Here is a 23163-nt window from a genome sequence, read left to right as displayed (position 1 = left end):
AGATGAAGATAAAGATAAAATGGAATCTTGACATAAATCAAGAAACGAAAAGAGGGGGTGACAATATGTCTGAAACTATGGGGAGTCGCATACAAAAGGTTCGTAAAGAAAAAGGAATAAGACAATATGAACTTGCTGAAGCGATTGGTGTAAATCATACAGCAATTTCACTTTACGAATCCGGTAAAAGGGAACCACGTAAAGATATACTTGAAAAGATCGCTCTTGTGACTAATGTTTCTATTGATTACCTTTATGGATTAACTGATAACAAGGTTTTAAATCAGGACAAGTTAAATAAAGAAGAAATAGAAGCAGCAAAGCTTATGGAACGTATCATGAAGTTACCACCTGAGAAGAGAAATATAATTAATAATTTAATCGATAACTTTTAAAAACAAAAAAGAGAGCTTCTCAGCTCTCAACATTTTTCCCTCATATTCTTCTTTTTTCGGCAATCATCTGTTATGATGAGGGATAGATACATACTTTTTTAAACAACTAACTTTATATAAAAATAAAAAAACCCCCGACAGAAGTTTTTAGATGGTAGAAGGTTGGTCGCCAGAACACCATTTAAAAACCGGAAACAGAGGTTTTGTGCATACGTTAATTTAATTGATACTTTGATAGTATCATAAACTCAAAAAAACGTAAATACAAATCCTTTATTTTGCTATACCCAATTTTTGTCGGGGTAAGAAAATGGAGGATTTTTTATTATGGCTAAAATGAAGAAATGGAAATTAGAAAGAGAATATGTACAGGTTCCAAATGAAACGGCGGTTGCAGTTGAATTGCGTGAATCAGAACCGGAAGAATGTATTTCACTACAAGCATTAGGATTGATAGTTAACCTTTGGTCTTACAATACAGAAGAATGGGAATTACATAAAACAGAATTGTACAAGCGTTATGGTAAAAACAAAGAAACATCCGTAAAGAATGCTTGGAAAGAGTTAATGGATGCTAACTACATCATTGAATATAAGTTCCGTGTAGGTAAGCAATGGGATTACGAATACTACTATCGTATTAAGCCTTTCACAGATGAAGAACGTAAAGAAATCCTTGCTTATGCTGAAAAAGAACACGGTCAAATTTGGGGACTTGATTTTCAAGACCTCAAAATGAAGACCTCAAAATCAAGAGATAATAAAAAAGAATTAAAGAAAGATATTATTAAAGAAAAAGAAGAAGAAGAAATTATAACTAACCTTGTTACTGAATCTATGATTCTTGATTTAATGAATCAAAAGATTAAAGAACGAGAGATTACAAACACAAAAACTATTAAAGCTATCCACGATGTCGTATCTAAATGTAAAGCAATTGGATCGACAGATTTAACTGCAGCTGAAAACTATGTAATCAAAGTTGTGGAAGAAAAGATGTCTAAGCTTGGCCAGAAACAGAAAGTAAGACAAGGTAAAGCAAAAGTATCCGGTTCTAAATATGTGCGTACTGAAATGACTCCGGAATGGGTTGGAGAAGAAGAGAATGAATCATCAACTGTGGAAGACGACGGACAAGCTAAAGAAGATTTAGAGGAAAATCAGAAACGCTTAGATGCTTTATTAGGTAAAAATAAAAAAGAAGAGAACTGATTAACAGCCCTCTTCCACAAAGAGTAAAATAATGTAATATTTTACCGCTACTAATTGGTAAACTTTTCTTTTATAGTGGAATTATATTACAACAAATCTTTGTTTTGAAGTAACATCTTAGAGTAAACAGCCATATGTTTAGCGTACTTACCTTGTTCGCGTCCATTTAACTTGTTGTAGTCTCTTTTAACATCACTTAATAGTAAATCTAGCAGAGAGTCATCTCGTTCGTCATTGAAGCCGAGAAGGACGTCTGATGAAACGCCAAAAATGGAACAAAGAGCTTTTATACTTTCCACATCAGGTTGATGACGATCTGTTTCCCAATGTTTAATTTGACCTAGACTAAAACCATACTTATCAGCAAATTCATCTTGTGTAAGCCCTAATCTTTTTCTAAAAAATTTTATTTTCTGTCCAATTGTATTCATATTTTAAGTATAGTAATTGTTGTATTTATATACCATAAAAGTTAGATATACAATCTATAAAGTTAATTTAACTAACTTTAATTCATGTAAAAAATAAATATAGAACGATTGTTCTGTTAGTGGTAAAATATTCATGTACTATTAAATCATTAGTTAATATGCAAAATTGCATGTGCACCGAAATCTTGATTTATAGCGATAAAAAAACTTTCTCAATATTTAATTTGCAAGTGTATTGGTAAAATTGTAAAAATTCGTGATAAAATTTGTTTAACAAAAAAATGAACGAAAAAAGACCCATATGAGCGTGTTATCAAGGAGGCTCCTACACTCACCTTAATAACCGTTCCCTAACCATCGCTTAGGAAACACTTGCCACATACGAGTCACATCTAAGTATAACACAAAAATGCAATATTCTTCCCTCGTATTTTGTTTCCGCCTTGAGAAAATCCTGTTAGGATGTGGTTCGTTTTTCTGGAAGGGGAATATTGTTGTGGAAAGATTAATTAAAAAGTTAGATGCAGAAAGAGAAAGCAAAGATATCAAAGTTAGAGGATTAGCAAGAATAACTGGAATAGACCGAAGTGTAATTGAAGAAGGTTTATCAGGCAAAACACAAGAAATGAAATTAGAGAATTTTATCCCTGTTGCATCTAATGTGTACGAAGATCATTCAACTAGAAAAGAAGTCATTAACAATTTTATTCTACGATGCGAGAAGGATTTAAACATTGTGAAGGCACTTTGTTACTGCCAAGGTCAAGGCGAATACGACGTGATCTCACAACTTATAGATAAACACCAAGGAACTAGGACGTTAAAAAAATACTTAACTATATTTGAACTATATAATCAACGAAACTTGAATAAGAAGACAGGCAAGGAATTAGAGAAGGCGCTTGATGAAGAAACATTTTCTAAATTACCAGAATGCCAGGTACTAGTGAACATGCTATATGGATTTGCAATGTACGACATTCCGAACTGTCGGGCGATCGTTCCTTATTCAGAAAAAGCAAAAGAAAAAATACCTTTAATTAAAAATAAATTCATTCGAGAATGTCTTGAAATGCAATATAAAGAGAGAGCTGCATATATCAGACTATTATCGGATGAAGTAGAAAAATCTCGTAAGGTATGCTGGGACATTATTGATGCAAAGTCAGACTATCAGATGATAAAGGCATCAGCGTATTGTTGCTTAGGGGAAAGCTACCAATATGAATGCTTGGAAACGTCTGAAAAATATCTCTTAAAAGCCATTGAATTATTAGAAGAAAATAAAATTGATAAAAAATCAAAAAAATATTGCTCGTTTAAGACAACTTTATGCCATATATATATAGACAATGCTTTCCACATTGAAAAAATTGATCGCAATTTTCTAGATGTAGGAGAAGAAGCACATTACCAACTTAAATTCGGCGATGCTGAACTAGGGGAAAAATTATATTCCGAAATGAAGATGACGCCCCATCGAAAAGCATCCCGCGCTAAAGTGAAAGGTGATATAATAGCTTTAAAAGAAGCATTGGTTGATTTTGAAAGAACAGGGAATTTATTCTATGCGAATGGCATAAAAAGAGAGATATTAAAGGACGAGGTGGAGTAAAATGAAAAGTTTATTATTAAGCTTAATTTTATCATTAGGACTAGGAACAGGTGCAGCAAGCACTCAAGCTGATACACAAGTTGCTCAAGCATCTGTAGATCAACCGGTTGTACAATACATGATGGTTGATCCAGGCGGTCACTAAGAACAAATAACAACTACATATAATCAATTCGAAAGACGTTACTATTAATTTAGTGACGTCTTTCCTACTTTCTGGGAAAGGCTGATTTTATATCACGTGATTAAAAAACCAGCCACCTAAAATATACCAATATAAACTGGGGAGGAAAATTACTATGATGAATCAAGGGGCAGCTTTACAAATCGAGAAAGAAGTTAGTGTGGAGGAAAGAGTACATAAATTAAGTATCATCATGAAGAAGGCAGAACAAGGCGATTTGAAAGCAATTGCACTTTTAGAACAAATTAATATGTTGACGAAATAAGAGCTTCGGCTCTTTTTTTATTCAAGATAGGACCAGTGTACTCATCACTTTCTAACCGGCTGTTAAAGTATGTTTTTAATAAAAAAATATGAAGAACATATTATAAAAAGCATAAGCATATTAATTTTTTAAGATTTTTGTTATAATCATTTTAGTACTACTACAGTAATACTTGTTTGTCCATAATAAAAAGAGAGAGGTTGCACCCTCTCCCTTGGTAACTGATATCGTAAATCGATCGGTTGCTAAATATTATTTACGTTTAGAAGACTTACCACGCTTGCGAGGCTGACGGTGAGTCTTCTTTTTATTTTTAGAAGTAAGTTTTTTAAATCCGTAGGTAACTGCTTCTTTTATGATAGTTCTTAAGATTTCTAGCACAATCAATATAGCGATCTCCATGTATGCACCTCCTCTCCCTCTAAAAATACTTGAGAAAGGATAGCAAGCCGACCGCCTAACGTTATCAGTTGGTTTTATCATAACATGAAAAATGACGAAAAAAGTAATGAGTGTTATCAAAAATAGATATATTTTCTACATTTTTTAAAGTTTTTTTAATTTTTGCCCTAGAATATAATTTCACATACCACAATGGAAGTATTTTATTTAAATATGTATACAGGGGAATTGCATGATATTGAAAGGGATATCGCTATTAATAGCAAAATAGTTATCAATATTACTATTGCTATCTTTATCTTTATCTTATAAACTATCAATAGTAAAATTGCTAGCAATATTAATAGTACTAGCAATATCATTATTGAAAGTTGAGGTGCTAATGTTATGACTGAAATCATTGCTGTATCAACGAACAAGGGCGGTGTACTGAAAACAACTTCCGTCACAAATTTAGCTGGTGTTTATGCAAGAGAAGGTAAGAAAGTTTTAATTATAGATACTGATAATCAGGGAAATGCAATCATGAGTTTTGGTAAAAATCCTCGTAAATGCAAAGTAACTATTTATGATATTTTGATTCATGGCGATATGGCTGAGAAAGGAATTATAAACGTACATAAGAATATTGACATGATTCCAGCTAACCATGATATGTCTAAATTTGATTTTAAAATTCTTCCTAATTTAAATATGTATCCGAATATGTTTGGATTATTGGCTGTAGCAATGAGAGATATTGTGGATCTATACGATGTGATTTTAATTGATACCCCACCAACTTTAGGATTAGTACAAGGTAACGTACTAGCTTTTGCAAATAAAGTTTTAATCCCATTCCAACCAGAAGCTTATTCTGTAGAATCATTACAAAATATATTAGAAATGATTAAGGAGTTTAAAGAAAAGAAAAATCCTAATTTAGAAATAGCAGGTGTTTTCGCAACATTGGTTGATGGTAGGACAAATATTCATAAAGCATTTATTGATAAAGCTAAAAAATATTGTAAGAAGAATAAAATTAATTTTTTAGAAACAGTAATCCCACAATCGGTTAGATTTGCGAACGCTGTAGCATATGAAGGGAAACCAGCGGTAATCCATGAACCTTATCATGAGGTTTCTCGATCTTACTTTAAATTAGTAAAGGAGATGTCATAGATGGCTAAGAAAAAGGAAACTATACTTGATTTTGATAATGATCCGGAAATTGTAGAAGAAGAAGGAAAAGAAGAAAATCCTCCTGTAGTTAATGATGGTGCTAATGATAATGGTAGTAATAGCAATAGTAATATTAATAGCAATAATGCTAGCATTTTGTCATCTGTCCTATCCAAGACTACAAAAAAGCCGAAGAAGATTTATACAGGATTTTATTTAGATGAACCTGTTAAAAAAACAATTGATAAAGTCGTAAAACAAAACAAAGATACGAATAAATCAGAGCTTGTAAATGACCTTCTAACAGAAGCGTTTAAACAAGCCGGATTAATGAAATAGGCCCCGCAATTAAGCAGGGCTTTTTCTTATGACTTCACTGCTAGTTTATCCATAAAATCATGTATGGATGTCGCTTGAAAAATACGTAAATTGGAGGATTGGATATCATATTTTTTATCAGTGATTATGAGGATGTTAGGGAAGAATTTTGATTCTTTTGGTTGCCACGATTCGTCGTGCCATTCCTGACTGTGGAAATATAACTCATACCTGTTAATCTTATCTTGCATAATCTTCTTGCTGTAAACGGACTTCTGCACTTCAATAAAGAATGGAGATCTGCGCCATATTGTAAATGCATCTGGTTCCATAAATTCTTTACCGTACTTTGGTTCTACTTTAAATAGTTTCGGTTTTTCATAATGAATGAGTTGTTTATATACATCCACAATGCCGAGGAAGTGGGGAATCTTTTGGCTAGTCTTTCGAATGGTAGAAGGTTGAGGGAAATATATAAATGGCTGCTGTGTGATATTGGCATCCACATGACCGTCTCTCCTTAATCGTTTCATGACTGTATTGCAGCAAGTAACTGCGTTTTTTACTCCTTGAAAATACAAATCGATAATATCATCCCTAGACATGCATCTGAAACGCTTCAAATCGCCCAGTATCGCTTTATCTCTACTATTCATCATCTAACACCCCAAACAATTTAATATCTTCTTGTGGATGATTCTGAAGCTTCATATCCTCTTTCGGAATGCGATAAGATTCAACAATTTGTTTCGCTTTGCTTAATTCTAAAAATGGAGCTTGCACTTTCTTTAGTCCGTTTAGTTTTAGAATCATTTGGCCCGATTGTTCCAAGTATTCTGAACCAGGTGTACCCATGATATTACTGTTGATTGTATCGGCACATTTAAAGCCCATTCTTACTGTCATATTGAGTTTTAACTTACCATCTAATACTTTTGCATCAGGACGTTGCGTAGAAAGCATGAGGAAGACTCCTAGCGCTCTACCGACAGCCGATATCTTTTCGATTGTGGACATACATTCCTTTTCGTCTTGCAACATGGCCACTTCATCAATAGCAAGTAAGATATACGGCTTCTGATTATCAGGATTCAATTTGTTGTATTCATCGATATGGTCCACTTCATACTCTTCCATCAACTTTCTACGTTCGCGTATTTCCTTCCACACTTTTTGCAGCATTATCTTCATTTCAATTTCTTCCATGCAAACCTCTTTTACGTGTTTGACTCTTCGTAAAAAATGAAATTCAGAGTTTTTTAAGTCGCCCAGGTACAAATGTAATTTATCTGGGGACATGTATTGAATAAGTGTGGACAACACAACACGTACCATACTACTTTTCCCGCTTCCTGTTTCCCCAGCTATAAGTAAATGTGGTGTATTTGAACCAACCATGTCGTATACAATCATATTTCCGAATTGGTCACGCCCTGCCACAACAGGAAGACGATGTTGTTTTAGTAACGGCTGCCATTTCTTATAACTGTAATTGTATGGTTGTAATCCGGCATCCGAATGAAACACATTGAGGACAAACTTTTTAATATCACCTTCAATCGATACATTACGTCCTAATATTTGTTGAAAACAAAACCATTTCTTTTCAATTGTCTTCGGATCCAAACCATTCGGAATGGTAAATACATATCTAACACTATCTTTTGTGGAAGAAACGGAATGTATCTTTGGATAAATTGGTACTTTCCCACCTCTTGTTTGATGGTCCATAAATAACCCTGCTTTTCCGAATACCTCTATAAGTTGGTTCTTTAAATTTTGTTTATGAATCCACTCTTTGATGATTCCCATTTCACATCCTCCTAGAACATGATTAAGATTTTGATAAATACATAGCCAATGAAACAAACTCCCCCTATTCTCATTCCGTGATACATTCCATCGCTTAAAAGTTTAGCGGCTGCAACGTGATCATTCTTTACAAGGTGTTTCTCTAATATTGCTCCACCAATTGTTGTTGCTCCTAAAACGCCTAAAGAAATAAATGTAGTTATCATATAAAACTCTCCTTTATAAACAGAATTTAGAATCCTTTTATTACATGGGTTTATAGGTCTAATACCTTGATAGCGTTACTTTGGTAGCTAACTTGATAGCTACTTTGATAGTACAAATACTAGTTACCTTGATAGCAATTATGCTATTTACTTTGGTATCTACTTTGATAATAAGTTTGATAGCTACTTTGGTAGTGACCTTGATAAAGCATATGGTGTATAGCTTGGACAATTTCTTATTTTTTTGCATTAGTTTAAAAAAGTAAGAAATAGGTCAAGCTGTGATTGAGGTGATAAGCGTGTTCGGATTAGGAAAAAAACGCACAAAATTTGGTCACTATCTCGATAGGAATGGGATAGCTCAAATCGAATTAGAAAGAACATCGAAACTAAGTACAGCAACAATTTCTAAAGTGTGTAATGATAAAAAATATAGACCGAAGTTTTCCACAATAATTCAAATTGTTAAGGGGATGAAGAAGTTAGGGAAGAACATAGATGAAAATGATTTCTGGATGTAATTAGATAAAAATCTTACAATTTTCTTCTTTAATTTTGATATAATCATATAGTTGGTAATATCAATTAGGGGGAAACGTTTATGAAAAAAGCTTTCAAATTCGGTTGTTTTGGGTTTATTGCATTATTTGTAATACTTGTTATTGCACTAATTATCGATATATCTAATGACGATCCAAAAGAAAAAAGTAAACCGAAAGAAACTGCTACAGTAACTGCAAAATGGGAAGAAAAAATTAAAGAAGTTGCATCGAGTGATAAATCTACAACTGAAAAGTTTGATGAAGTAAGCAAATACGCTCAAGGTTACAAACCATCCAAAGATGAAGTTAAACAATTCGGTGACGAAATTATTAAAGAATATAAAGATAAAAACTATATTAAAGATGTATCTAACCATGAATACATGCTAAAAAACCTTTTCAAATCACAAATTGTTGATAAAAATGCATCAGATAAAAATTTAAAAGATTTTGCTTTTGATTTCTGGCAAAACTCTAAATATAATTACCGTGGTGTTGAAAATGCAACAAGTAGCGCTACTCAAGCTAATGAGCGCCAAATGGATAAAGCTTTAAGTAAAATGAATAAATAGAAGAAATAAAAAAGCCGCCCAACAGGACGGCTCTTATCTTTTATTAAACTATTCTTTTGTATAGAAATATTTAAGTCCTTTAGCATCTAACCATGCTGTTGCTCGATCTAGTTCATTACCTTGGCGGTAATTTGTCTCAAATCTAACTAAACCTTGCTTGTCCCCACCAGAAATGATACGAGATTCATACCCTAAAGAATCCATTATCCCTAAAATTTCTGGTACTAACGCTGTTCCAAATTCATACGTAACAACTTTATTAAATTTATCCACTATAATCTCCACCTTTCCTGCTTCTTGTGTGCTATTTGATTTTTTAATGCTAGATGCTCTATTCACACATTGATTTTTAAACCACTGAACACGTCCTTCATCTAACATTCGATGTGGACAGTACTTTCCGTTTCGTTCTTGATGAGTCTTAACTTTACTAATTGGTATATCAAACTGAATCATTAATTGAGCAATAACTTCAATTGTATTCAATTCAGCCTTGCGATACCTTTCTCCACCTGATTGTGAATAGCAAATTTCAATTCCGATACTATGACGATTCCCTCTTCCGTTAGCGCCATCTCCTGCATGCCATGCGTTTCTGTTAAAAGGAATTAATTGAATAGCTTCTTTGTCGTCCGCAGCTATATGAAACGATGTTCCAGTGCTATTGTTAGCGACATTATTTCGCTCATTTATAGCTGGAGCATCGTTATACGTATTGTGGAATGTAATCTCGGTTGGATTCATCTCATGCGGACATAAAGCATCGTATCGACTTTTTGACACTAACATTTGTTTAATATCCATTATTCAACATCTCCTTTTTTATCTTCTTGTTTTTGTTTACCGCCCAAAACCTCAACTGCATTTGTCAAAGATTGTGGAAGGGGAATTCCCATTTTTCCTGCATTTTCTAAAAGTGAAAGCAATTCATTTCCGATAAAGAAAAAGATTGTAGCTTCACGAATAGCACTATTTGTCCCTATGGCTGCATCAGCTTGAGCGGCTGCTCCGACCAAAAGAAAAAGCACCACCTTTTTGGCGATGCCTTTGAATCCTACTTTACTTTTTAATTCTCCGTTATATCCTGCTGCAATTACTCCTGTGATATAGTCGATAGCTGCCATGATTAGTAGAACCCTCAATGTTGTATCCCACCCTCCCAAAAAGTACCCGCAGAAACCACCGAAGGTAAAAATAAATGATTTTATTAATACATCAATACGATCCACATTCTTTCCTCCTTTGCAAAATAAAAAATCCTGCTTATGCACGCTTTTACTAACAATTATCAATACAACTATTTATAATTATTAATTGCATTTGTTTGTTGTAGAGCTTTAACAATATATCACCTACCTTTTTTTACGTTGTTATTCGTTTCCAATCCGATACCAATGCAGTACCTGTTGCTATGTAGCCAATACCACCAACAACAGCGATTTGACCTATAAACAAAGGCGTAGCGGCAATCGAAGTTAATGTTTGATCTGTCTGACATGTAGATGTAACTATAGATCCTTCATTGCCTAGCGCTTTTCCTGATGTAAGTATTCTCGCTGAGTTAGCCGTATTATTTTTAAGACTGTTCAACATATAAGAAACCGAACTCGTTGTGTCTCCGCCAACAAGTAAAGCATATGAAGCGTCTGACATATTACGAACTTTATTGCTAATAACATGCGATTTGATATTTGGTCTAATGAACACTTGTGTGCCGCCATCAAATTCATTGTCTGTTATTGTTTGATAATCACAATATGAAACATAAAATGGATTTGATGTGCTCCCTTTAATTTTATTCTTTGAGTAAATAGCAGTTCCACCTACACCAACATGCCTGATGCCATTGACACAACTTTCAAGTTCATTATTCTCTACAATAATATATTTATCTATATCAGATTCTACACGAACCCCATAAAGACAGTTCTTTATTTTATTATTTAATGCTCTGACAAATTTATATAATGTATCTGTAACGTAGATACCATCAACGGCATTAGACCCTTCGATTTCACATTTTTCAATGATTCCTGACCCTGCACCACTAAAACGAATAACATGGACACCTGTTGAACTTAGGTTTTTCAGTTTACTATTAGATACTGTGCAATAACTAGATTGTAAAGACATTGGTAAATTATTAGATACTAAGATACATTCTCTTAAATGAGAATAATTTAAGTTAACGTTATCTATATGAGCATCTAATGTTTCCCAGATGCATATGTTTTGTCTATCAGTCCTATCAATAGTGATTTCTTTCAAATAAGCTGTTTCTGAGTAAGCTACTGCAATTCCATAGCCTCCACCTATATTTCCTGGAAGATTTCTAATAATCAACCCTTCAGCTCTAAAATTATTAATCCTATAAGCTATAATTCCACTGCAAGTACTTGTAGAATTTGTGCATATCACTTTATCCATATTTCCATCTAATATCATTTTACCTCTAAATGATATATTTTTTTTTATAGGTACCGAAGCATCATAATCCAAAGATATTCTCGGATTACCTGAATTATCGACTCTTGTAGTGAAAAAACCAATACCATTCGGGTATGTCCCGCCTAACATAGTTATCATAGCGCCATTTGATTCGACTATCATGTTATCGTATAACACTACTGGTACACCATCAAAGACATAATCATTTTTAGGGATTTTAACTGTCCCTATTCCGTTATTTTTTGCATAATCAAATGTACGTTGAAATCGAGGTCTATCAGTTTTTTCGGGATAAGTAACAGGGAATTGATCTACGCTTATTTGTAAATTGTTCAGAATTTGAATTTGGGTTGCGTTTTTCTGAAATTCTTCATCCAAACGTGATTTTAAAGTTTCATGAGCAGTTCCCTCCGTGTCTATTCTTGCCTGTGCAGCTTCAACTGATGAATCGCCATTAATAACAATTTCGTTTAATTGCTTTTGTATATTAATAGATAATTCATTGGCTTGTTCTGCAAATTCTTTTGCATCGTGAGCTTCTCTATAGGCTTCGCTATTCAATACATCTAATTGCATTTGTTCTAGTTGCCAAATCAATTCTTCTAATTGAGAAATATAAGTTTTAGATGGAATCCTATTAGTCAATGCATCTGGTAATGAAACGATAACAAAATCTTGAGTTGTAGCTTTTACAGTTGAATTCTTCTCTACAGTAAAATATGCTTGTTTAGATTTCCCCACAGATGCGAATGTTTGCGCTGGGAATGTATATTCAAAATGACCTTTCGCTGCATCTATCATAACGATTCCGTTTTTATCCCTTACAGAAGTATTGTCAGGTTTAGAGCATTCGAAATATACGTCACTTCCAGTTAGGTTATATGGAATAAAACCGTCAACAACATATACATCCACGGTATTACTGGATTTATCACCTACCCTTCCAGTGACAATAGAATTGAGTTGAGCGTGTTGTGTTTTATTAATGTCTAAAATCAGTTTAGTTTTCATGTCATCAATCCTTATTAATTAGATTTAGCTGCTTGTACTGCTTGTTGTTGCAAGTTAGCTAAACAATCTGAGCACACATTTAACGTGCCTAACTTATGCAAATGAGCATTCTTTTTGCACATATCACAAAATGTATCTGTTTTACGTAAATAAACCTGGTCATGATCTGAGAAAATTTCAACTACATCACCAGGTTTCACGCCGATATCGGCTAATTTATCTAAAGGAACTTTTACTGAACCATCTTCATTAATTGTTACTGTAACACCTAAATATTGATATGCCATGCGGACCTCCTAAATTGAAATGTTAATAAACGCCCATCCGCTTGAACCTATATGAAGGTAGGCTCCCCATCCTTTACTCCCATTCATATATTTGATAGTTCCTAAAGCGTCAGGACCGCCACCAGCAATATTCACTCCTTGCGTACTCACTTGAGTATTAAACGCCACCGTACCGTTTGTATTGAATGTAATTCCATTTGTTCCTTTTACGAATAAACGATCTCCGGACAATATATCCATGTTACTTGAAGCATCTAAGCGAATAAGATTAGCGAATGTACTAATTTGTTTATCTGAACGAAAATCGATTCCGTTTATACCAGTTAGAACAATGGAATTTTCTCCATTGATTGTTGTATTTCCATTCAAGTCAAACTTAATAAGACTTGCGAACCCAGTCTTACCATCAAAATCTTTCCCTTTTACAATCCCTATGTTCGCAGTATACCTACCATTAAAGGGTTGTTGAGAAATCATTAGTGTGCCATCAGCTATATTGTTATAGTCAACATTTGAATGCATTAATATTGTTGGTTGAATTTCGTTGTATAAGTTTTTGTAATATCCAATAAATAACCGGTTTAAATTTGATTCCATTAACCTAATAAATTGTTTTTGCAAGTTTACATACGTTGTTCCGTCGTCGGTTCGTATTGTAGAACCGACAATCTCGCCACCTCGTACTAAGTTACCGTTTAATGTCCCAGCTGTAATGAAATCGGCGACGATCCTTCCATCCATTGTGATTGCTGTATTATATGGTCCATTAATGCCTGTGGAGGAATAACCGAAACCATTGATATTCCATTGCCACACTTTTTTAGCGGTTCTTTCATCAGCTGTATCCATAATCAAAATTCTTTCTGGATATATACGAACATGGCCACCAAAACCGCTATTGATTAAATTCGTAGCATTCTCTCGTGCTTGTTCTAATATAGAACTTTCCATGTTATTAACATTTTTTTCTATGTTATCAACTCTACCTGTTATATCAGCGAAGGACTCTTTATAATTACCTAATGTCAATTCGATATATTCATCATTGATAGGGTCGTATTTGTAATGAATAACTTTAGCTTCAATTTCGAAACCGTCTTCTTCGTGTATAACTGTTACTGTATCTCCCATATATACACGTTGTAATACCGCAAAATCTTTATATTCTTCAGTTTGTGACAACTCTTGAAACTCTACTTTATATGTCGCTTTCGGAAAATCAACATGATGTTCATCGTACATTTTTTTAGCAGCATCGCGTAACATTTCATATGCTTGTGGTAACGGAACTGCGTCTTCGTCGTCAGCGTAATCGCCAACGGCTGCTTTTATATGATCGAATTCAACAACTCTAATTTTAGGCTTAATGTACTTGCTAATGTTATAGCTGTCCACATACTTCTCTGGTAACAATAGTCCATCAAAACCTTTTGGCATCATCCGAGTAATAACATTTGTCCAATCAACGTCTGATTCATATCCCAATAAATCTTTCTTATGTTGAATCACAACGCCACGATCTCTACCCCGATCTCTTAGCATGTGGACGGTGAAATTATCCCTTTTTAATTCCCCGCCCCAACGACTAAGGAAAGAATTGTCCTGACTGTTATCAAGTATTGCTTCGACTGGATTTTTACCAACTAAACGAGAACTAGCAATTGTACTTATATCGCTAATGAAATTAAAATTAGTGCTATATTGCACACGTTCTTTCATTTGTTGTAATGCTGCTTGTCCATCCTTTTCTTGAATAAATGTATCTTCAATTAAGTTATCAACGAGATCATAGAATACGTGATAACAAAATACATGTAATTCACCCATAGAAGGCGCTGGCCTTGCTACACGAAACAATTGATCACCGTCAGGTGTTGGCGCTTTGATTAAACATTGACCACCTATTTCTAATCCATGTGGGGCGAATAACGGATATTTAAAACTTAAGACATATAAACCATTTAATTCTTCTTCGATAACTGCATCGTAAATATTATCATCTAAAATACCTATACCATTGTGTGTAAAATCTGTTTCAGTTGGTTTATATAGTGTAATCATAAGTAACGCCACCTTGGATCAATTTGTACACTCGTAACAGTTCCAGTCCATTTTATTGTGTTTTCACCTTCAGAGAATGTGGGAAAATTACCGATCATATTACTATTCATCGGTGTAGTGTTCGAATATGCTTCTTTTAATTCGGAATCAATTACTACCGAACTATTTACATTTCTAATTAAGAATGAAACATCATTTATCGTAACGGTAATTGACCCACTACCATAAATCGTTATTTTAGGTAATGAATGTTTTGTACCATAGTTTACAAGAGTAGTTGTTGCAGTTATTTCCATTGGTTGTAGGATAGCGTATTCAAATGGGTCAGCTATAAAGGTCACTTCAAACTGTCCATATTCTTCAATCTCATTGTTTATATCGTCTATCTCCACTTTTTTTATCTTTCTAAACACGTTGTCATCTGTGAAAGAAAGAGTCTTTGCACTAAGTATCCATGCTTTTATACGCCTTAATAAAGGTTTAATGTTTTCATCTTCTAATAGATTAAAATTTATCTTAAAAGTAACGTCTTCATAACCATTCTTCTTTGTTAATGATCCGTTTTCTCTTCCTGGAACTTCAATTAATTCTATCTTTTCTTTTGCTGTTGGTATGTTAGGACGCTCTACCATACATAGATGATAGTCACGTCCTAACATTTCATTGATTCGAACGTCAAACACGTTACGTCCTCCCTTTACCTATATTTAACATTTGTCCTTTCTTTGCAAGCCAATCATCAGCTTTTTCGAACATTTTATTTAAATCATTGTCATTTCTAACAGTGGTGTGGAAAGTAACTTCGTTTTTAATTTCTTGTGGTTGAGACTTAACGACAGTAACCCCAGCCGAGCTCGCTAATGTGTTTCCTGCTAAATCAGGCAAATTAGAAAGTATTCCGCCCCCACTCATTGTTTTGCTTATTTTACCTATAGCGTCTCCTAGAGTTCCACCAGAAAACGTTTGAGCTTTTAAAGGTGCAAAACTTCTAGCTAAACTCATTGGCGCTAGAGAAGCCATTGCAGGAGCCGCTGAATCAGAAGAGGAAAATGCAGGTGATGCACTTCGACCCTCCACAGTTATACTCGCTGAACTAGCAAATGGATTTAATTTGTTTAAAACATCACCAGCGCTATTCCACGCTCTCGAAATTGTATTAACAATACCGTTCATTACTTTGATGATGGAATTCCATAAGCCATAGAAGAAATCAATCACACTATTTATTGGTTTATAAACGCCTTGAAGTACATCGAAAACATAATTCCAATTACTACGAACTACACTAGAAATATAATTAAATACTCCTGATACACCAGAACTCATAGTGTCCCAAGCGCCAGTTACCTTAGAAACGATATTGTTCCAAATACCTGAAGTTATAGAATAAACTACATTCCATGCGCCACCGATTCTACTTTTCACTTCATTTACTGCATTACTAATATTCGAAGTTATCGTATTCCAGACTCTCGAAATAGTAGAAGTTATTTCGCTCCATTTATTGGAGGTTGTGTTTTTAACAGAATCCCAACCCCTTGTAACAGTATCTTTTGCTTTATTTATCTTGTTTCCAATGTATCCAACGATTGCATTCCAAACATCAGAAATAAACGTCGAAACCGCGTTCCACGCTTGAGAAGTTATATTTAATACATAATTCCAACCTTGCTGTATTTTAAGTTTGATAGGGTCCAGAAATGCATTTACAGTATCAGTGATCCATTGCCACGATTCACGGATTATATTAGTAATCCAATTCCACGCTGTACTAGTTGAACTTGTGATTGCATTCCACAATTCACTGATAGTATTAACTAACATATCTCTATATTCTGTAAAAGTAGAGGAAATAGCGTTCCAAGATTCAACGATGTAAGGTTTAATCCATTCCCAGAATTGTGTTACCGGTTCTTTTATTAATTCCCATCCTAAAATGAAAGCAGTTAACAATAGTTGTAATGGTAATGTTATTATTCCGAAAAGGATATCCCACGCAGTTTGAGCGATTGTTTTCAACCCTTCCCAGAATGCAGAAAATCCTGATTTAACAGTTTCCCACGCAGTAGAGCAAATGTTAACGAATGAATCCCAAGTTGTGGAGAACCATTCGATTATACCTGTCCACAGTGTATTTGCTATCTCGCCAAATTGAGTCCAAAAATTAGACCATGCAGCTTTAAACTCTTCCCATTTCGTACTGAAGTATTCGACTATAGAATCCCAACTAGTTGATATCGTCTCCATCAAACTAGCCCAACCTTCAGATGCTCCAACAGAAATACTAGTCCATAATTCCGACATCCATGTTGTAAATTCACTCCACTTTTCTTTTAACCAGTCGGTAACTCCACCCCAGTTATTGAATATCGCAATTACAGCAACTACGATTGCAATGATCGCTACTATTGCTGCAACAACAGCAGCTACAGGAGCACCGACGAATGCCGCAATTGTTGTTACTAATGTTCCGATAGCTGTTCCAAAAGTAGTTATCCAGCCGACGACAGTCATTACAACACCTATTATCGATCCTATGGCGGATATAATCGGACCAAGTATTAAGAGAAATGGACCTAACACGGCTATGACCGCCATTATTACACCTATTACCTTTTGAGTTTCTGGCGATAAACTATTGAATGCATCTGTTAAACCTTTTACAGCATCAACAATGATTGGCATTACTTGTTCAGCTAATTCTAAAAATACTTTACCTAAAGGTTCTAAAGCTTTTTGTAGTTCTCGATAAAGTGATTGGGCCTTTTGACCAAACGCTTCCTCTTGCGTCATTACAAGGTCTTTCATTTTTCCATCTGTTCGTTCTAATTCATCATTTGCATCTGTTAAGCTATATACAACCTTGTTCCCTAAATCTTCAAATTTGACGCCAAATATTGAAACTCCAAGTTGTGTAGCCAAAACTTGATCATCCATACCTTTTAATTCATTAATAACAGCTTTAAATACATCAGCAGCAGGACGCTTACCAGCTTCAAACTCTTTCCATAAACCTTGTGTACCTTTTGACATTTGCCCCATCGCGTCAGATACACCTTTAGAACCATCTTGAACACGGATACCAAACTCTTTAACTAAATCGTTGACATAATCTAGATTGTAAGCACCTGCATCTAATCCGTTTTTTAAGATTGATAACATTTCGCCAGAAGTAAAACCAGCCTGTTTAAATAATGGAGTATATTCAGCTAAGTTATCAGTGAATTCATTTGATACATCTAGTCCCGCTTGTAATCCAGCTGTGATAACATCTAACGCTTGATCTCCAGTCAGTCCATATTGTGTCATTAAGGCTGAAGCACCACGAGTTGTTTCGTTTAAATCTACATCAAAAGTTTTAGATAATGCCATAACACCTTCTGTGACACTTTGCAGTTCCTCAAGTGGAACTTGCTTCATGTTTTGCCATACTCTCATGACAGCATTATCAACTTCTCGTAAATTCTCGCCCCATCCGTGTAAGAATACCTCTTCAGCTACTTTACCCACATTCTCAGCACCTTTAGCCGTTAGGCCTAAAGACGCTTGAATTTGCTTTTGCGAAGTATCAAAGTCATTCGCCCATTTTCCTGTAATGCCCATTACACCAGCAATTGCAGGAGTTACAGTGCTGGTTAAGTTAGAACCGATTTCTTTTGTCTTTTCTCCTACTTCTTTTAATTTATTACCTGTTCGTTCAGCAACATTTGCTTGTTCTCTTAAAGATGTACTTGTTTGTTCAACTTCATTTTTTAATCGCATTTCAGCGGTTCTAGCTTCATTTAATTTTGTTTCTAATTTGTTAACTTCAGCTGAATTTGAGCCATATGCGCTTTTTGCTGCTTCTAGTTGTTGTTCTAGGTTTTTAACTGAACGTGCGCTTAATTCTAATTGTTCACCCAAATGTCTTTGTTGCATTTGTAGTTTTTCTGAAGCCGATAAGCTACTACCTAACGCGACACGTTCCTCTTCTAAAGCTGATTTCAATTTGTTGGTTTCTGTTACTAATAGGGATTCGGCACGTTGTAATTCACTTAACTTTTGCTTCGACTTCGCAGATTCACTATTCCGTTCCGCTTCAGCTTGCCGCGCACGATCTAACGCTTGTGTCGTCAATTGAATCTTATTTGACATTTCAGCTTCAGCAATTTGAGCTTTTCTCATTGCTTCTTCGAGCTTTTTTACTTCAGTAGAGTTTTCTCCCCACACTTGTTTCGCTCTTTGTAATTGTTGAGCCGTTTCTTGTGTCTTCCTTTTGGCTAGTTCATATTGTTTCTCAAGTGTAGATAGAGAAGATGCATGTTTATCGACTTCTGATCCAGTCAACTTCATTTGCGTTTGTGTCAACTTTAATTCTTGATTCAAGGCTCTATTTTCGCGGTTTATATCGTTAATATTCTTTTTATAATCGGCTGTATCAGCTCTAAACTTTATTACCGTTTCCTTTGAAGGAGTAGCCATTTATTTTCCACTCTCCTTTTCCTGGATATAGGCTTTCCATCCTTCGTAAGCACTTTTGTTTTCCGCTATCCTTTGAACGTCACGTAAAGGTAAATGCCAGAATGTTTCCTCCGAAATTTCGAAAATAAAAACGTAGAGACTATACAAGTCCGCTATGCATTCTACCTCGAAGTTTGGAAGTTTTAAGCCTTTTTTCCAGCTTGTTTTTGGAAATTGCCAGCCATATTATTTTTTTGTTTTTCTTTAGCTAATACAGCCCCAAAAATTTCAAACGCTTCAGAAATGTTGATTTCGTATTGTTTCGTGAATGATTCAAAATCAAGGAATTCTTTTTGGTTAGCTTGACGATAAGAAGCGTAAACAACACGAATAGCATCTAATAAATCAAGATTTTGAGAACCTCCGCCAGCAACTAATAAAGTCCCTAAAAATGTTTTATTGATAATACCTTCTTTTTCTAAAGTGAATAAAGTCCATGCATTCAAATTCGCATTAACTTTTACTTCCTTTTCCTCTCTTGTTTCCGGGTTTACTAATGTGATAGTTTCCAACATATAAATCTCTCCTTTTAGACAAAATTAAAGAGCGCTAACTAGAGCGCCCTAAGTATTTTTATATTTTTTTATTATGGAGTAACCGTTTTTTGTAGTTCGGCAGGATCAAACTTAGTTAACCATTTCGTTTGAATGTCCGCTGGTAAGTTAATACCTTCGTAATAGAATTCCCCGTAAGCATCTGGTAAAGCTGTAATTTCTAATTCGAATTCAGCTAATTCATCCGCTCCATTTTCAATACTCTTCACAAATCCAGTAGCAGCAGAACATGCAGGGAACGCAATTAAACGGTTGTTTTCTTCAAACGTATCGTATTCTTCAGCAACAAACGCGAAATCTTTACCCACACTATCAATCCCATAAGAGTAAACATTATCAATCAAACCATCATTTTTAAGCCCAAAAATGTCACGAGCAACTTTTAATTCCATATGACCCGAAATTTTAACCGTTACTTGTGTTGGTTTAGATTTTTTCTTTTTAGTTACACCGCCGCAAATTTTTGCGATTGATTTGATTTCTGTTTCTGCATCTAATTTACCAATACATCCGAAAGGGCTTGTTACTGATTCACCTTTAAAAAGTATACTTGCGTTCTTAATCTCGACGGCATCAAATGTGTCAATAGTAGTTGTAGGCATTTAATTTCCTCCTAATGTCTTATTAATTTCTTCTATCAAGGCTTTATTAAGCTCTTCGACAGATTTATTTGTTTCTCTATCCACACCATGTAACATGAAATCTTCAGGCTTGTTCCCCTTACTTTTACCGACACCCAAATCAGGAAACACCAGGTAAGCGTATTTGACTTTAGGTTTTAAGGTTAAAGTTAGGTTTTCTTTTAAAGTTCCTTGAATAGACTTAGATAGTTTGGCATGTGGTTTCTTTCTATCTGAAATAGGGATTAATCCCAGGATAGACTTTTGCATAATTGGTGAAATCTTCTTTTTTAACTCTTCATTAATGATCTTCTCTGCAACGTTTGGTAATCGCTCAATATTTCTTTGATACGCTTCAAATTGCGCCGAATCAACGCTAAACTTAGCAGACAAGTTTGATATTCCTCGTTAATTCAAATGTGAGTACATCCACAAAGAATTCAGTATCTTTCTTTTTCATTCTGTCTTTGAGCGATTTATTGCAAGTGTGGCCAGTTTTAGAAAGGCTGCCCATGAATTCCAATTGTAGAGTGTCCAAGTCTTCTCTATTTTCCGAGAAGAAATAAACAGTAACTTCTTGGTTGTAATTTGTAGCGCCTGTCCTTTCGAATCCGCCAGTTTCAAACACCACATGATTAATTGTGGATAGATTAGCTTCATCTTCTTGTACAATGTCCTGGTAAACTTGAGCGCCACTGAAGAATGATTCTAAGTGCTCAACCAATTTAAGATTGTACTTTTCAATAAGTTCATTCAGTGTCATCAAGACCACCAACCTTTTGTAAATATAAATACATACCATTTTTAAAACGATCAGCTTTAATGATGCTATAAGAAACGCCACGCAATTTGAGAGTTAGGTTGTCCACATCTTTTCTCTTGAATATAGGAGCATACAACGTTTCAATCTTCATATCTAACTGTTTCCCCACACTATTCACTAGCTGTATATCAATCTCACGACACGAAAGTTCTGCAAATCTAAGTTTGATAATCTCGACATTTTCATATCCAATTACTTTCTTAGTGGCATTTCGAATAGTTTTCTTCTCCATGACACTTACAAACCCGTCATTATAAGTCTTTCTATGCCGTTCGATTGCCATTACACTTCCCTCTCTTTAAGAGCTACATGTAGAATTAACCTTGAAAGTGGTTTTTCAAAGTTATCTTCAAATTGATCTAAAGCGTTGTTATATTCGTATCGAATGCGGTTTATCACTAACTCTCGTGCGGTTAAATTGACTGTTAGGTCTAATTCAGCGCCTACTAAATCATTAATATAGTAAACAGAACTACCTATTAACTTTACGATGTGATTGTCTTCTTCAACCCACGTAATCCCTAGTGCTTCTTTCACATCATCAAACAAATCAAAAGGCGACACTAACGCCGCCCCTGATTCAATTTCACTCATAAAGGTTCACCCCTTTTTTACTCTCCTGCCGCTACTGCTGGCGCTGGTGTAGGTTCAACCATTGTTGTAATATCGAATACTAAGAATGATTCATTTTCTTCAGCGCGGCCATTTGCGTACATCTTAGCGATATATAAATCTTCATCTTCGATAGCGCGAGTTTGGTCATAAACATCTAAACGTTGAGCCCCACCTAGTCCTAAGAAGTAATCTTTCGCCATACCAGCAATTAATTTACCTTTTGGTACCGCATGTGATTTAATAATCTTCCCTGGAATTGGTAATACATTATATGAATAAGTTCCGTCTGCATTTGGTCGAGTAGTGTAACCGTAAATTTTAGCCCAATAATCAAAAGGGTTTACAATCAGTAATACGTTTTCCGGATTACGTTTTCCATCTTTAGTAAGAGGCGCCATGATTTTGTTACCTAGAGTGAATGGAGATAAGTTTTTTAATTCTCCTGATACAGCTTTATCGGCGTGAACGCCGTTTGCAACTGTCAGTAAGTCTTTTAACATTCCTATAGGTTGATCTTTACCAGTACCATTAACGATTGCTAATTCTAGAGCGATTTTTAATGATTCTACTAATACAGTACGAACATAACGATCTAACCAAACTGGGCCAAGATCCAACATTGATTTACATACAGGCATGAAAGCGGATAGTTTGTATTGGTTAACATCAATCGTTTCAAAACCTTCGTCTAAAAGTTCTTTATGAGCAGCGCATAATTTGCCCCAGAACGCCGTTTGAACGTCACCCTTTTTAAGAATCCATTCAGTTAAAGCGCCTACGTTAACAAAGTTGATTTCGTTTAACAACTCATGATTTTGTGTTAATTCTTCAAATACACGCTCGATTACAGTTGGCGGTACTAATGCTTCAGTACCAGCGAATGAAGCGCCTGCAATCACTTGATTATAATATTTAGTTTCTTGACTAGTTAAAGCACGTCCACCGCGTGAAGCTAAAATAGCTTGATCACTAGATTGAACAGATGCTTGTTGTAAAATTTCTTTTTGAATACCTTCAGCGAATTGAATTAATGCATTATCTACTTGTTCCGGCGTACCAGACGCTAATACCTCGCTTAATTGTTGACGATTTGCAATTTTAGATTCTAAGTCTTTACCCATTGTAAAGT

The 23163-nt window shown here is 34.8% G+C and carries 28 protein-coding genes; 9 read left to right on the top strand and 19 right to left on the bottom strand.

Annotated elements, in window-relative coordinates; all coding sequences use genetic code 11:
* Window positions 1–65 precede the first annotated feature (65 nt).
* Both OXT04_RS28390 and OXT04_RS28385 read left to right on the top strand, forming a co-directional pair.
* A complete protein-coding gene (locus OXT04_RS28390) occupies window positions 66–395 on the top strand; it encodes a helix-turn-helix domain-containing protein (protein ID WP_098505889.1) in 330 nt (109 codons plus the stop codon).
* 327 nt (window positions 396–722) lie between these two features.
* Complete coding sequence (locus OXT04_RS28385; RefSeq protein ID WP_267418871.1) at window positions 723–1607, top strand: hypothetical protein; 885 nt, start codon at window positions 723–725, stop codon at window positions 1605–1607.
* Window positions 1608–1693: 86 nt separating this feature from the next.
* Here OXT04_RS28385 and OXT04_RS28380 read toward each other — a convergent pair whose 3' ends face one another.
* Complete coding sequence (locus tag OXT04_RS28380; protein ID WP_267418870.1) at window positions 1694–2038, bottom strand: helix-turn-helix domain-containing protein; 345 nt, start codon at window positions 2036–2038, stop codon at window positions 1694–1696.
* Window positions 2039–2534: 496 nt separating this feature from the next.
* Between OXT04_RS28380 and OXT04_RS28375 the strand changes: the two genes are divergently transcribed.
* The 3 genes from OXT04_RS28375 to OXT04_RS28365 all read left to right on the top strand — a co-directional run bounded on the left by OXT04_RS28375 (window position 2535) and on the right by OXT04_RS28365 (window position 4102).
* A complete protein-coding gene (locus OXT04_RS28375; protein ID WP_267418869.1) occupies window positions 2535–3653 on the top strand; it encodes an AimR family lysis-lysogeny pheromone receptor in 1119 nt (372 codons plus the stop codon).
* Between the two features lies 1 nt (window position 3654).
* Window positions 3655–3798 (top strand): complement C1q protein, encoded by a 144-nt coding sequence (locus OXT04_RS28370; RefSeq protein WP_267418868.1) that lies wholly within the window; start codon window positions 3655–3657, stop codon window positions 3796–3798.
* A 154-nt stretch (window positions 3799–3952) separates the two neighbouring features.
* Window positions 3953–4102: a hypothetical protein gene (locus OXT04_RS28365; protein WP_267418867.1), complete on the top strand. Its 150-nt coding sequence runs from the start codon at window positions 3953–3955 to the stop codon at window positions 4100–4102.
* A gap of 252 nt (window positions 4103–4354) precedes the next feature.
* Here OXT04_RS28365 and OXT04_RS28360 read toward each other — a convergent pair whose 3' ends face one another.
* Window positions 4355–4504 carry a hypothetical protein gene (locus OXT04_RS28360; protein WP_267418866.1) on the bottom strand — a complete coding sequence of 50 codons (150 nt, stop codon included), beginning with the start codon at window positions 4502–4504 and terminating at the stop codon, window positions 4355–4357.
* 387 nt (window positions 4505–4891) lie between these two features.
* Between OXT04_RS28360 and OXT04_RS28355 the strand changes: the two genes are divergently transcribed.
* Entirely contained in the window at window positions 4892–5665 is a 774-nt protein-coding gene (locus OXT04_RS28355) for a ParA family protein (protein WP_267418865.1), read from the top strand.
* Window positions 5666–6004, top strand: a complete 339-nt coding sequence (locus tag OXT04_RS28350; RefSeq protein WP_267418864.1) for a hypothetical protein — start codon at window positions 5666–5668, stop codon at window positions 6002–6004.
* Window positions 6005–6030: 26 nt separating this feature from the next.
* Here the strand turns inward: OXT04_RS28350 and OXT04_RS28345 are convergent, their stop codons facing one another.
* Genes OXT04_RS28345 through OXT04_RS28335 form a run of 3 tightly spaced genes read right to left on the bottom strand, consistent with a single transcriptional unit; the run spans window position 6031 to window position 8001 of the window.
* Window positions 6031–6639, bottom strand: coding sequence for a replication-relaxation family protein (locus OXT04_RS28345; RefSeq protein WP_267418863.1), 609 nt, complete (start codon window positions 6637–6639; stop codon window positions 6031–6033).
* Window positions 6632–7795 carry an FtsK/SpoIIIE domain-containing protein gene (locus OXT04_RS28340; RefSeq protein WP_267418862.1) on the bottom strand — a complete coding sequence of 388 codons (1164 nt, stop codon included), beginning with the start codon at window positions 7793–7795 and terminating at the stop codon, window positions 6632–6634. Before OXT04_RS28340 ends, OXT04_RS28345 begins: the two co-directional genes overlap by 8 nt.
* Window positions 7796–7806: 11 nt before the next feature.
* Window positions 7807–8001 carry a hypothetical protein gene (locus OXT04_RS28335; protein ID WP_098505865.1) on the bottom strand — a complete coding sequence of 65 codons (195 nt, stop codon included), beginning with the start codon at window positions 7999–8001 and terminating at the stop codon, window positions 7807–7809.
* 299 nt (window positions 8002–8300) lie between these two features.
* Here OXT04_RS28335 and OXT04_RS28330 point away from each other — a divergent pair, with 299 nt between their 5' ends.
* Together OXT04_RS28330 and OXT04_RS28325 are read left to right on the top strand one after the other, a co-directional pair.
* On the top strand, window positions 8301–8522 hold the full coding sequence (locus OXT04_RS28330; RefSeq protein ID WP_267418861.1) for a transcriptional regulator: 222 nt from the start codon (window positions 8301–8303) through the stop codon (window positions 8520–8522).
* A gap of 80 nt (window positions 8523–8602) precedes the next feature.
* Window positions 8603–9115 (top strand): hypothetical protein, encoded by a 513-nt coding sequence (locus tag OXT04_RS28325; RefSeq protein ID WP_267418860.1) that lies wholly within the window; start codon window positions 8603–8605, stop codon window positions 9113–9115.
* Between the two features lie 48 nt (window positions 9116–9163).
* Here OXT04_RS28325 and OXT04_RS28320 read toward each other — a convergent pair whose 3' ends face one another.
* The 14 genes from OXT04_RS28320 to OXT04_RS28255 all read right to left on the bottom strand — a co-directional run bounded on the left by OXT04_RS28320 (window position 9164) and on the right by OXT04_RS28255 (window position 23155).
* Window positions 9164–9919, bottom strand: a complete 756-nt coding sequence (locus tag OXT04_RS28320) for an N-acetylmuramoyl-L-alanine amidase (RefSeq protein ID WP_267418859.1) — start codon at window positions 9917–9919, stop codon at window positions 9164–9166.
* Entirely contained in the window at window positions 9919–10344 is a 426-nt protein-coding gene (locus tag OXT04_RS28315; protein WP_267418858.1) for a phage holin family protein, read from the bottom strand. The genes OXT04_RS28320 and OXT04_RS28315 overlap by 1 nt, the downstream gene beginning before the upstream one ends.
* Before the next feature lie 133 nt (window positions 10345–10477).
* A complete protein-coding gene (locus tag OXT04_RS28310) occupies window positions 10478–12574 on the bottom strand; it encodes a BppU family phage baseplate upper protein (protein ID WP_267418857.1) in 2097 nt (698 codons plus the stop codon).
* Between the two features lie 14 nt (window positions 12575–12588).
* Window positions 12589–12861 carry a transcriptional regulator gene (locus tag OXT04_RS28305; RefSeq protein ID WP_267418856.1) on the bottom strand — a complete coding sequence of 91 codons (273 nt, stop codon included), beginning with the start codon at window positions 12859–12861 and terminating at the stop codon, window positions 12589–12591.
* A 9-nt stretch (window positions 12862–12870) separates the two neighbouring features.
* Window positions 12871–14922, bottom strand: a complete 2052-nt coding sequence (locus tag OXT04_RS28300; RefSeq protein ID WP_267418855.1) for a phage tail spike protein — start codon at window positions 14920–14922, stop codon at window positions 12871–12873.
* Entirely contained in the window at window positions 14919–15605 is a 687-nt protein-coding gene (locus tag OXT04_RS28295) for a phage tail domain-containing protein (protein ID WP_267418854.1), read from the bottom strand. Before OXT04_RS28295 ends, OXT04_RS28300 begins: the two co-directional genes overlap by 4 nt.
* Window position 15606: 1 nt before the next feature.
* Window positions 15607–19383 carry a phage tail tape measure protein gene (locus tag OXT04_RS28290; protein WP_267418853.1) on the bottom strand — a complete coding sequence of 1259 codons (3777 nt, stop codon included), beginning with the start codon at window positions 19381–19383 and terminating at the stop codon, window positions 15607–15609.
* A 182-nt stretch (window positions 19384–19565) separates the two neighbouring features.
* Entirely contained in the window at window positions 19566–19937 is a 372-nt protein-coding gene (locus tag OXT04_RS28285) for a hypothetical protein (protein WP_267418852.1), read from the bottom strand.
* 71 nt (window positions 19938–20008) lie between these two features.
* Complete coding sequence (locus OXT04_RS28280; RefSeq protein ID WP_267418851.1) at window positions 20009–20578, bottom strand: phage tail protein; 570 nt, start codon at window positions 20576–20578, stop codon at window positions 20009–20011.
* Complete coding sequence (locus OXT04_RS28275) at window positions 20579–20989, bottom strand: hypothetical protein (protein WP_267418850.1); 411 nt, start codon at window positions 20987–20989, stop codon at window positions 20579–20581.
* On the bottom strand, window positions 20979–21359 hold the full coding sequence (locus tag OXT04_RS28270; protein ID WP_267418849.1) for a hypothetical protein: 381 nt from the start codon (window positions 21357–21359) through the stop codon (window positions 20979–20981). The genes OXT04_RS28275 and OXT04_RS28270 overlap by 11 nt, the downstream gene beginning before the upstream one ends.
* Window positions 21346–21702 carry a phage head-tail adapter protein gene (locus OXT04_RS28265; protein ID WP_267418848.1) on the bottom strand — a complete coding sequence of 119 codons (357 nt, stop codon included), beginning with the start codon at window positions 21700–21702 and terminating at the stop codon, window positions 21346–21348. Before OXT04_RS28265 ends, OXT04_RS28270 begins: the two co-directional genes overlap by 14 nt.
* Entirely contained in the window at window positions 21702–22013 is a 312-nt protein-coding gene (locus OXT04_RS28260; protein WP_267418847.1) for a hypothetical protein, read from the bottom strand. The genes OXT04_RS28265 and OXT04_RS28260 overlap by 1 nt, the downstream gene beginning before the upstream one ends.
* Window positions 22014–22030: 17 nt before the next feature.
* Complete coding sequence (locus OXT04_RS28255; RefSeq protein WP_267418845.1) at window positions 22031–23155, bottom strand: phage major capsid protein; 1125 nt, start codon at window positions 23153–23155, stop codon at window positions 22031–22033.
* Window positions 23156–23163 lie beyond the last annotated feature (8 nt).

It is taken from the genome of Bacillus sp. GC_Bacil_1, assembly GCF_026540675.1.
Taxonomy (GTDB): Bacteria; Bacillota; Bacilli; order Bacillales; family Bacillaceae_G; genus Bacillus_A; species Bacillus_A cereus.
The sequence above is the reverse complement of the archived record's forward strand: the minus strand, read 5'-3'. Positions and strand labels throughout refer to the sequence as shown.

What these genes read in the sequence shown, in the direction of transcription:
- OXT04_RS28345 (WP_267418863.1), bottom strand. Translation starts at nt 6,639, where the DNA reads ATGAATAGTAGAGATAAAGCGATACTGGGCGATTTGAAGCGTTTCAGA.
- OXT04_RS28255 (WP_267418845.1), bottom strand. Translation starts at nt 23,155, where the DNA reads ATGGGTAAAGACTTAGAATCTAAAATTGCAAATCGTCAACAATTAAGC.
- OXT04_RS28300 (WP_267418855.1), bottom strand. Translation starts at nt 14,922, where the DNA reads ATGATTACACTATATAAACCAACTGAAACAGATTTTACACACAATGGT.
- OXT04_RS28340 (WP_267418862.1), bottom strand. Translation starts at nt 7,795, where the DNA reads ATGGGAATCATCAAAGAGTGGATTCATAAACAAAATTTAAAGAACCAA.
- OXT04_RS28320 (WP_267418859.1), bottom strand. Translation starts at nt 9,919, where the DNA reads ATGGATATTAAACAAATGTTAGTGTCAAAAAGTCGATACGATGCTTTA.
- OXT04_RS28280 (WP_267418851.1), bottom strand. Translation starts at nt 20,578, where the DNA reads ATGCCTACAACTACTATTGACACATTTGATGCCGTCGAGATTAAGAAC.
- OXT04_RS28365 (WP_267418867.1), top strand. Translation starts at nt 3,953, where the DNA reads ATGATGAATCAAGGGGCAGCTTTACAAATCGAGAAAGAAGTTAGTGTG.
- OXT04_RS28325 (WP_267418860.1), top strand. Translation starts at nt 8,603, where the DNA reads ATGAAAAAAGCTTTCAAATTCGGTTGTTTTGGGTTTATTGCATTATTT.
- OXT04_RS28260 (WP_267418847.1), bottom strand. Translation starts at nt 22,013, where the DNA reads ATGAGTGAAATTGAATCAGGGGCGGCGTTAGTGTCGCCTTTTGATTTG.
- OXT04_RS28350 (WP_267418864.1), top strand. Translation starts at nt 5,666, where the DNA reads ATGGCTAAGAAAAAGGAAACTATACTTGATTTTGATAATGATCCGGAA.
- OXT04_RS28385 (WP_267418871.1), top strand. Translation starts at nt 723, where the DNA reads ATGGCTAAAATGAAGAAATGGAAATTAGAAAGAGAATATGTACAGGTT.
- OXT04_RS28290 (WP_267418853.1), bottom strand. Translation starts at nt 19,383, where the DNA reads ATGGCTACTCCTTCAAAGGAAACGGTAATAAAGTTTAGAGCTGATACA.
- OXT04_RS28265 (WP_267418848.1), bottom strand. Translation starts at nt 21,702, where the DNA reads ATGGCAATCGAACGGCATAGAAAGACTTATAATGACGGGTTTGTAAGT.
- OXT04_RS28285 (WP_267418852.1), bottom strand. Translation starts at nt 19,937, where the DNA reads ATGTTGGAAACTATCACATTAGTAAACCCGGAAACAAGAGAGGAAAAG.
- OXT04_RS28305 (WP_267418856.1), bottom strand. Translation starts at nt 12,861, where the DNA reads ATGGCATATCAATATTTAGGTGTTACAGTAACAATTAATGAAGATGGT.
- OXT04_RS28370 (WP_267418868.1), top strand. Translation starts at nt 3,655, where the DNA reads ATGAAAAGTTTATTATTAAGCTTAATTTTATCATTAGGACTAGGAACA.
- OXT04_RS28390 (WP_098505889.1), top strand. Translation starts at nt 66, where the DNA reads ATGTCTGAAACTATGGGGAGTCGCATACAAAAGGTTCGTAAAGAAAAA.
- OXT04_RS28310 (WP_267418857.1), bottom strand. Translation starts at nt 12,574, where the DNA reads ATGAAAACTAAACTGATTTTAGACATTAATAAAACACAACACGCTCAA.
- OXT04_RS28335 (WP_098505865.1), bottom strand. Translation starts at nt 8,001, where the DNA reads ATGATAACTACATTTATTTCTTTAGGCGTTTTAGGAGCAACAACAATT.
- OXT04_RS28270 (WP_267418849.1), bottom strand. Translation starts at nt 21,359, where the DNA reads ATGACACTGAATGAACTTATTGAAAAGTACAATCTTAAATTGGTTGAG.
- OXT04_RS28380 (WP_267418870.1), bottom strand. Translation starts at nt 2,038, where the DNA reads ATGAATACAATTGGACAGAAAATAAAATTTTTTAGAAAAAGATTAGGG.
- OXT04_RS28355 (WP_267418865.1), top strand. Translation starts at nt 4,892, where the DNA reads ATGACTGAAATCATTGCTGTATCAACGAACAAGGGCGGTGTACTGAAA.
- OXT04_RS28360 (WP_267418866.1), bottom strand. Translation starts at nt 4,504, where the DNA reads ATGGAGATCGCTATATTGATTGTGCTAGAAATCTTAAGAACTATCATA.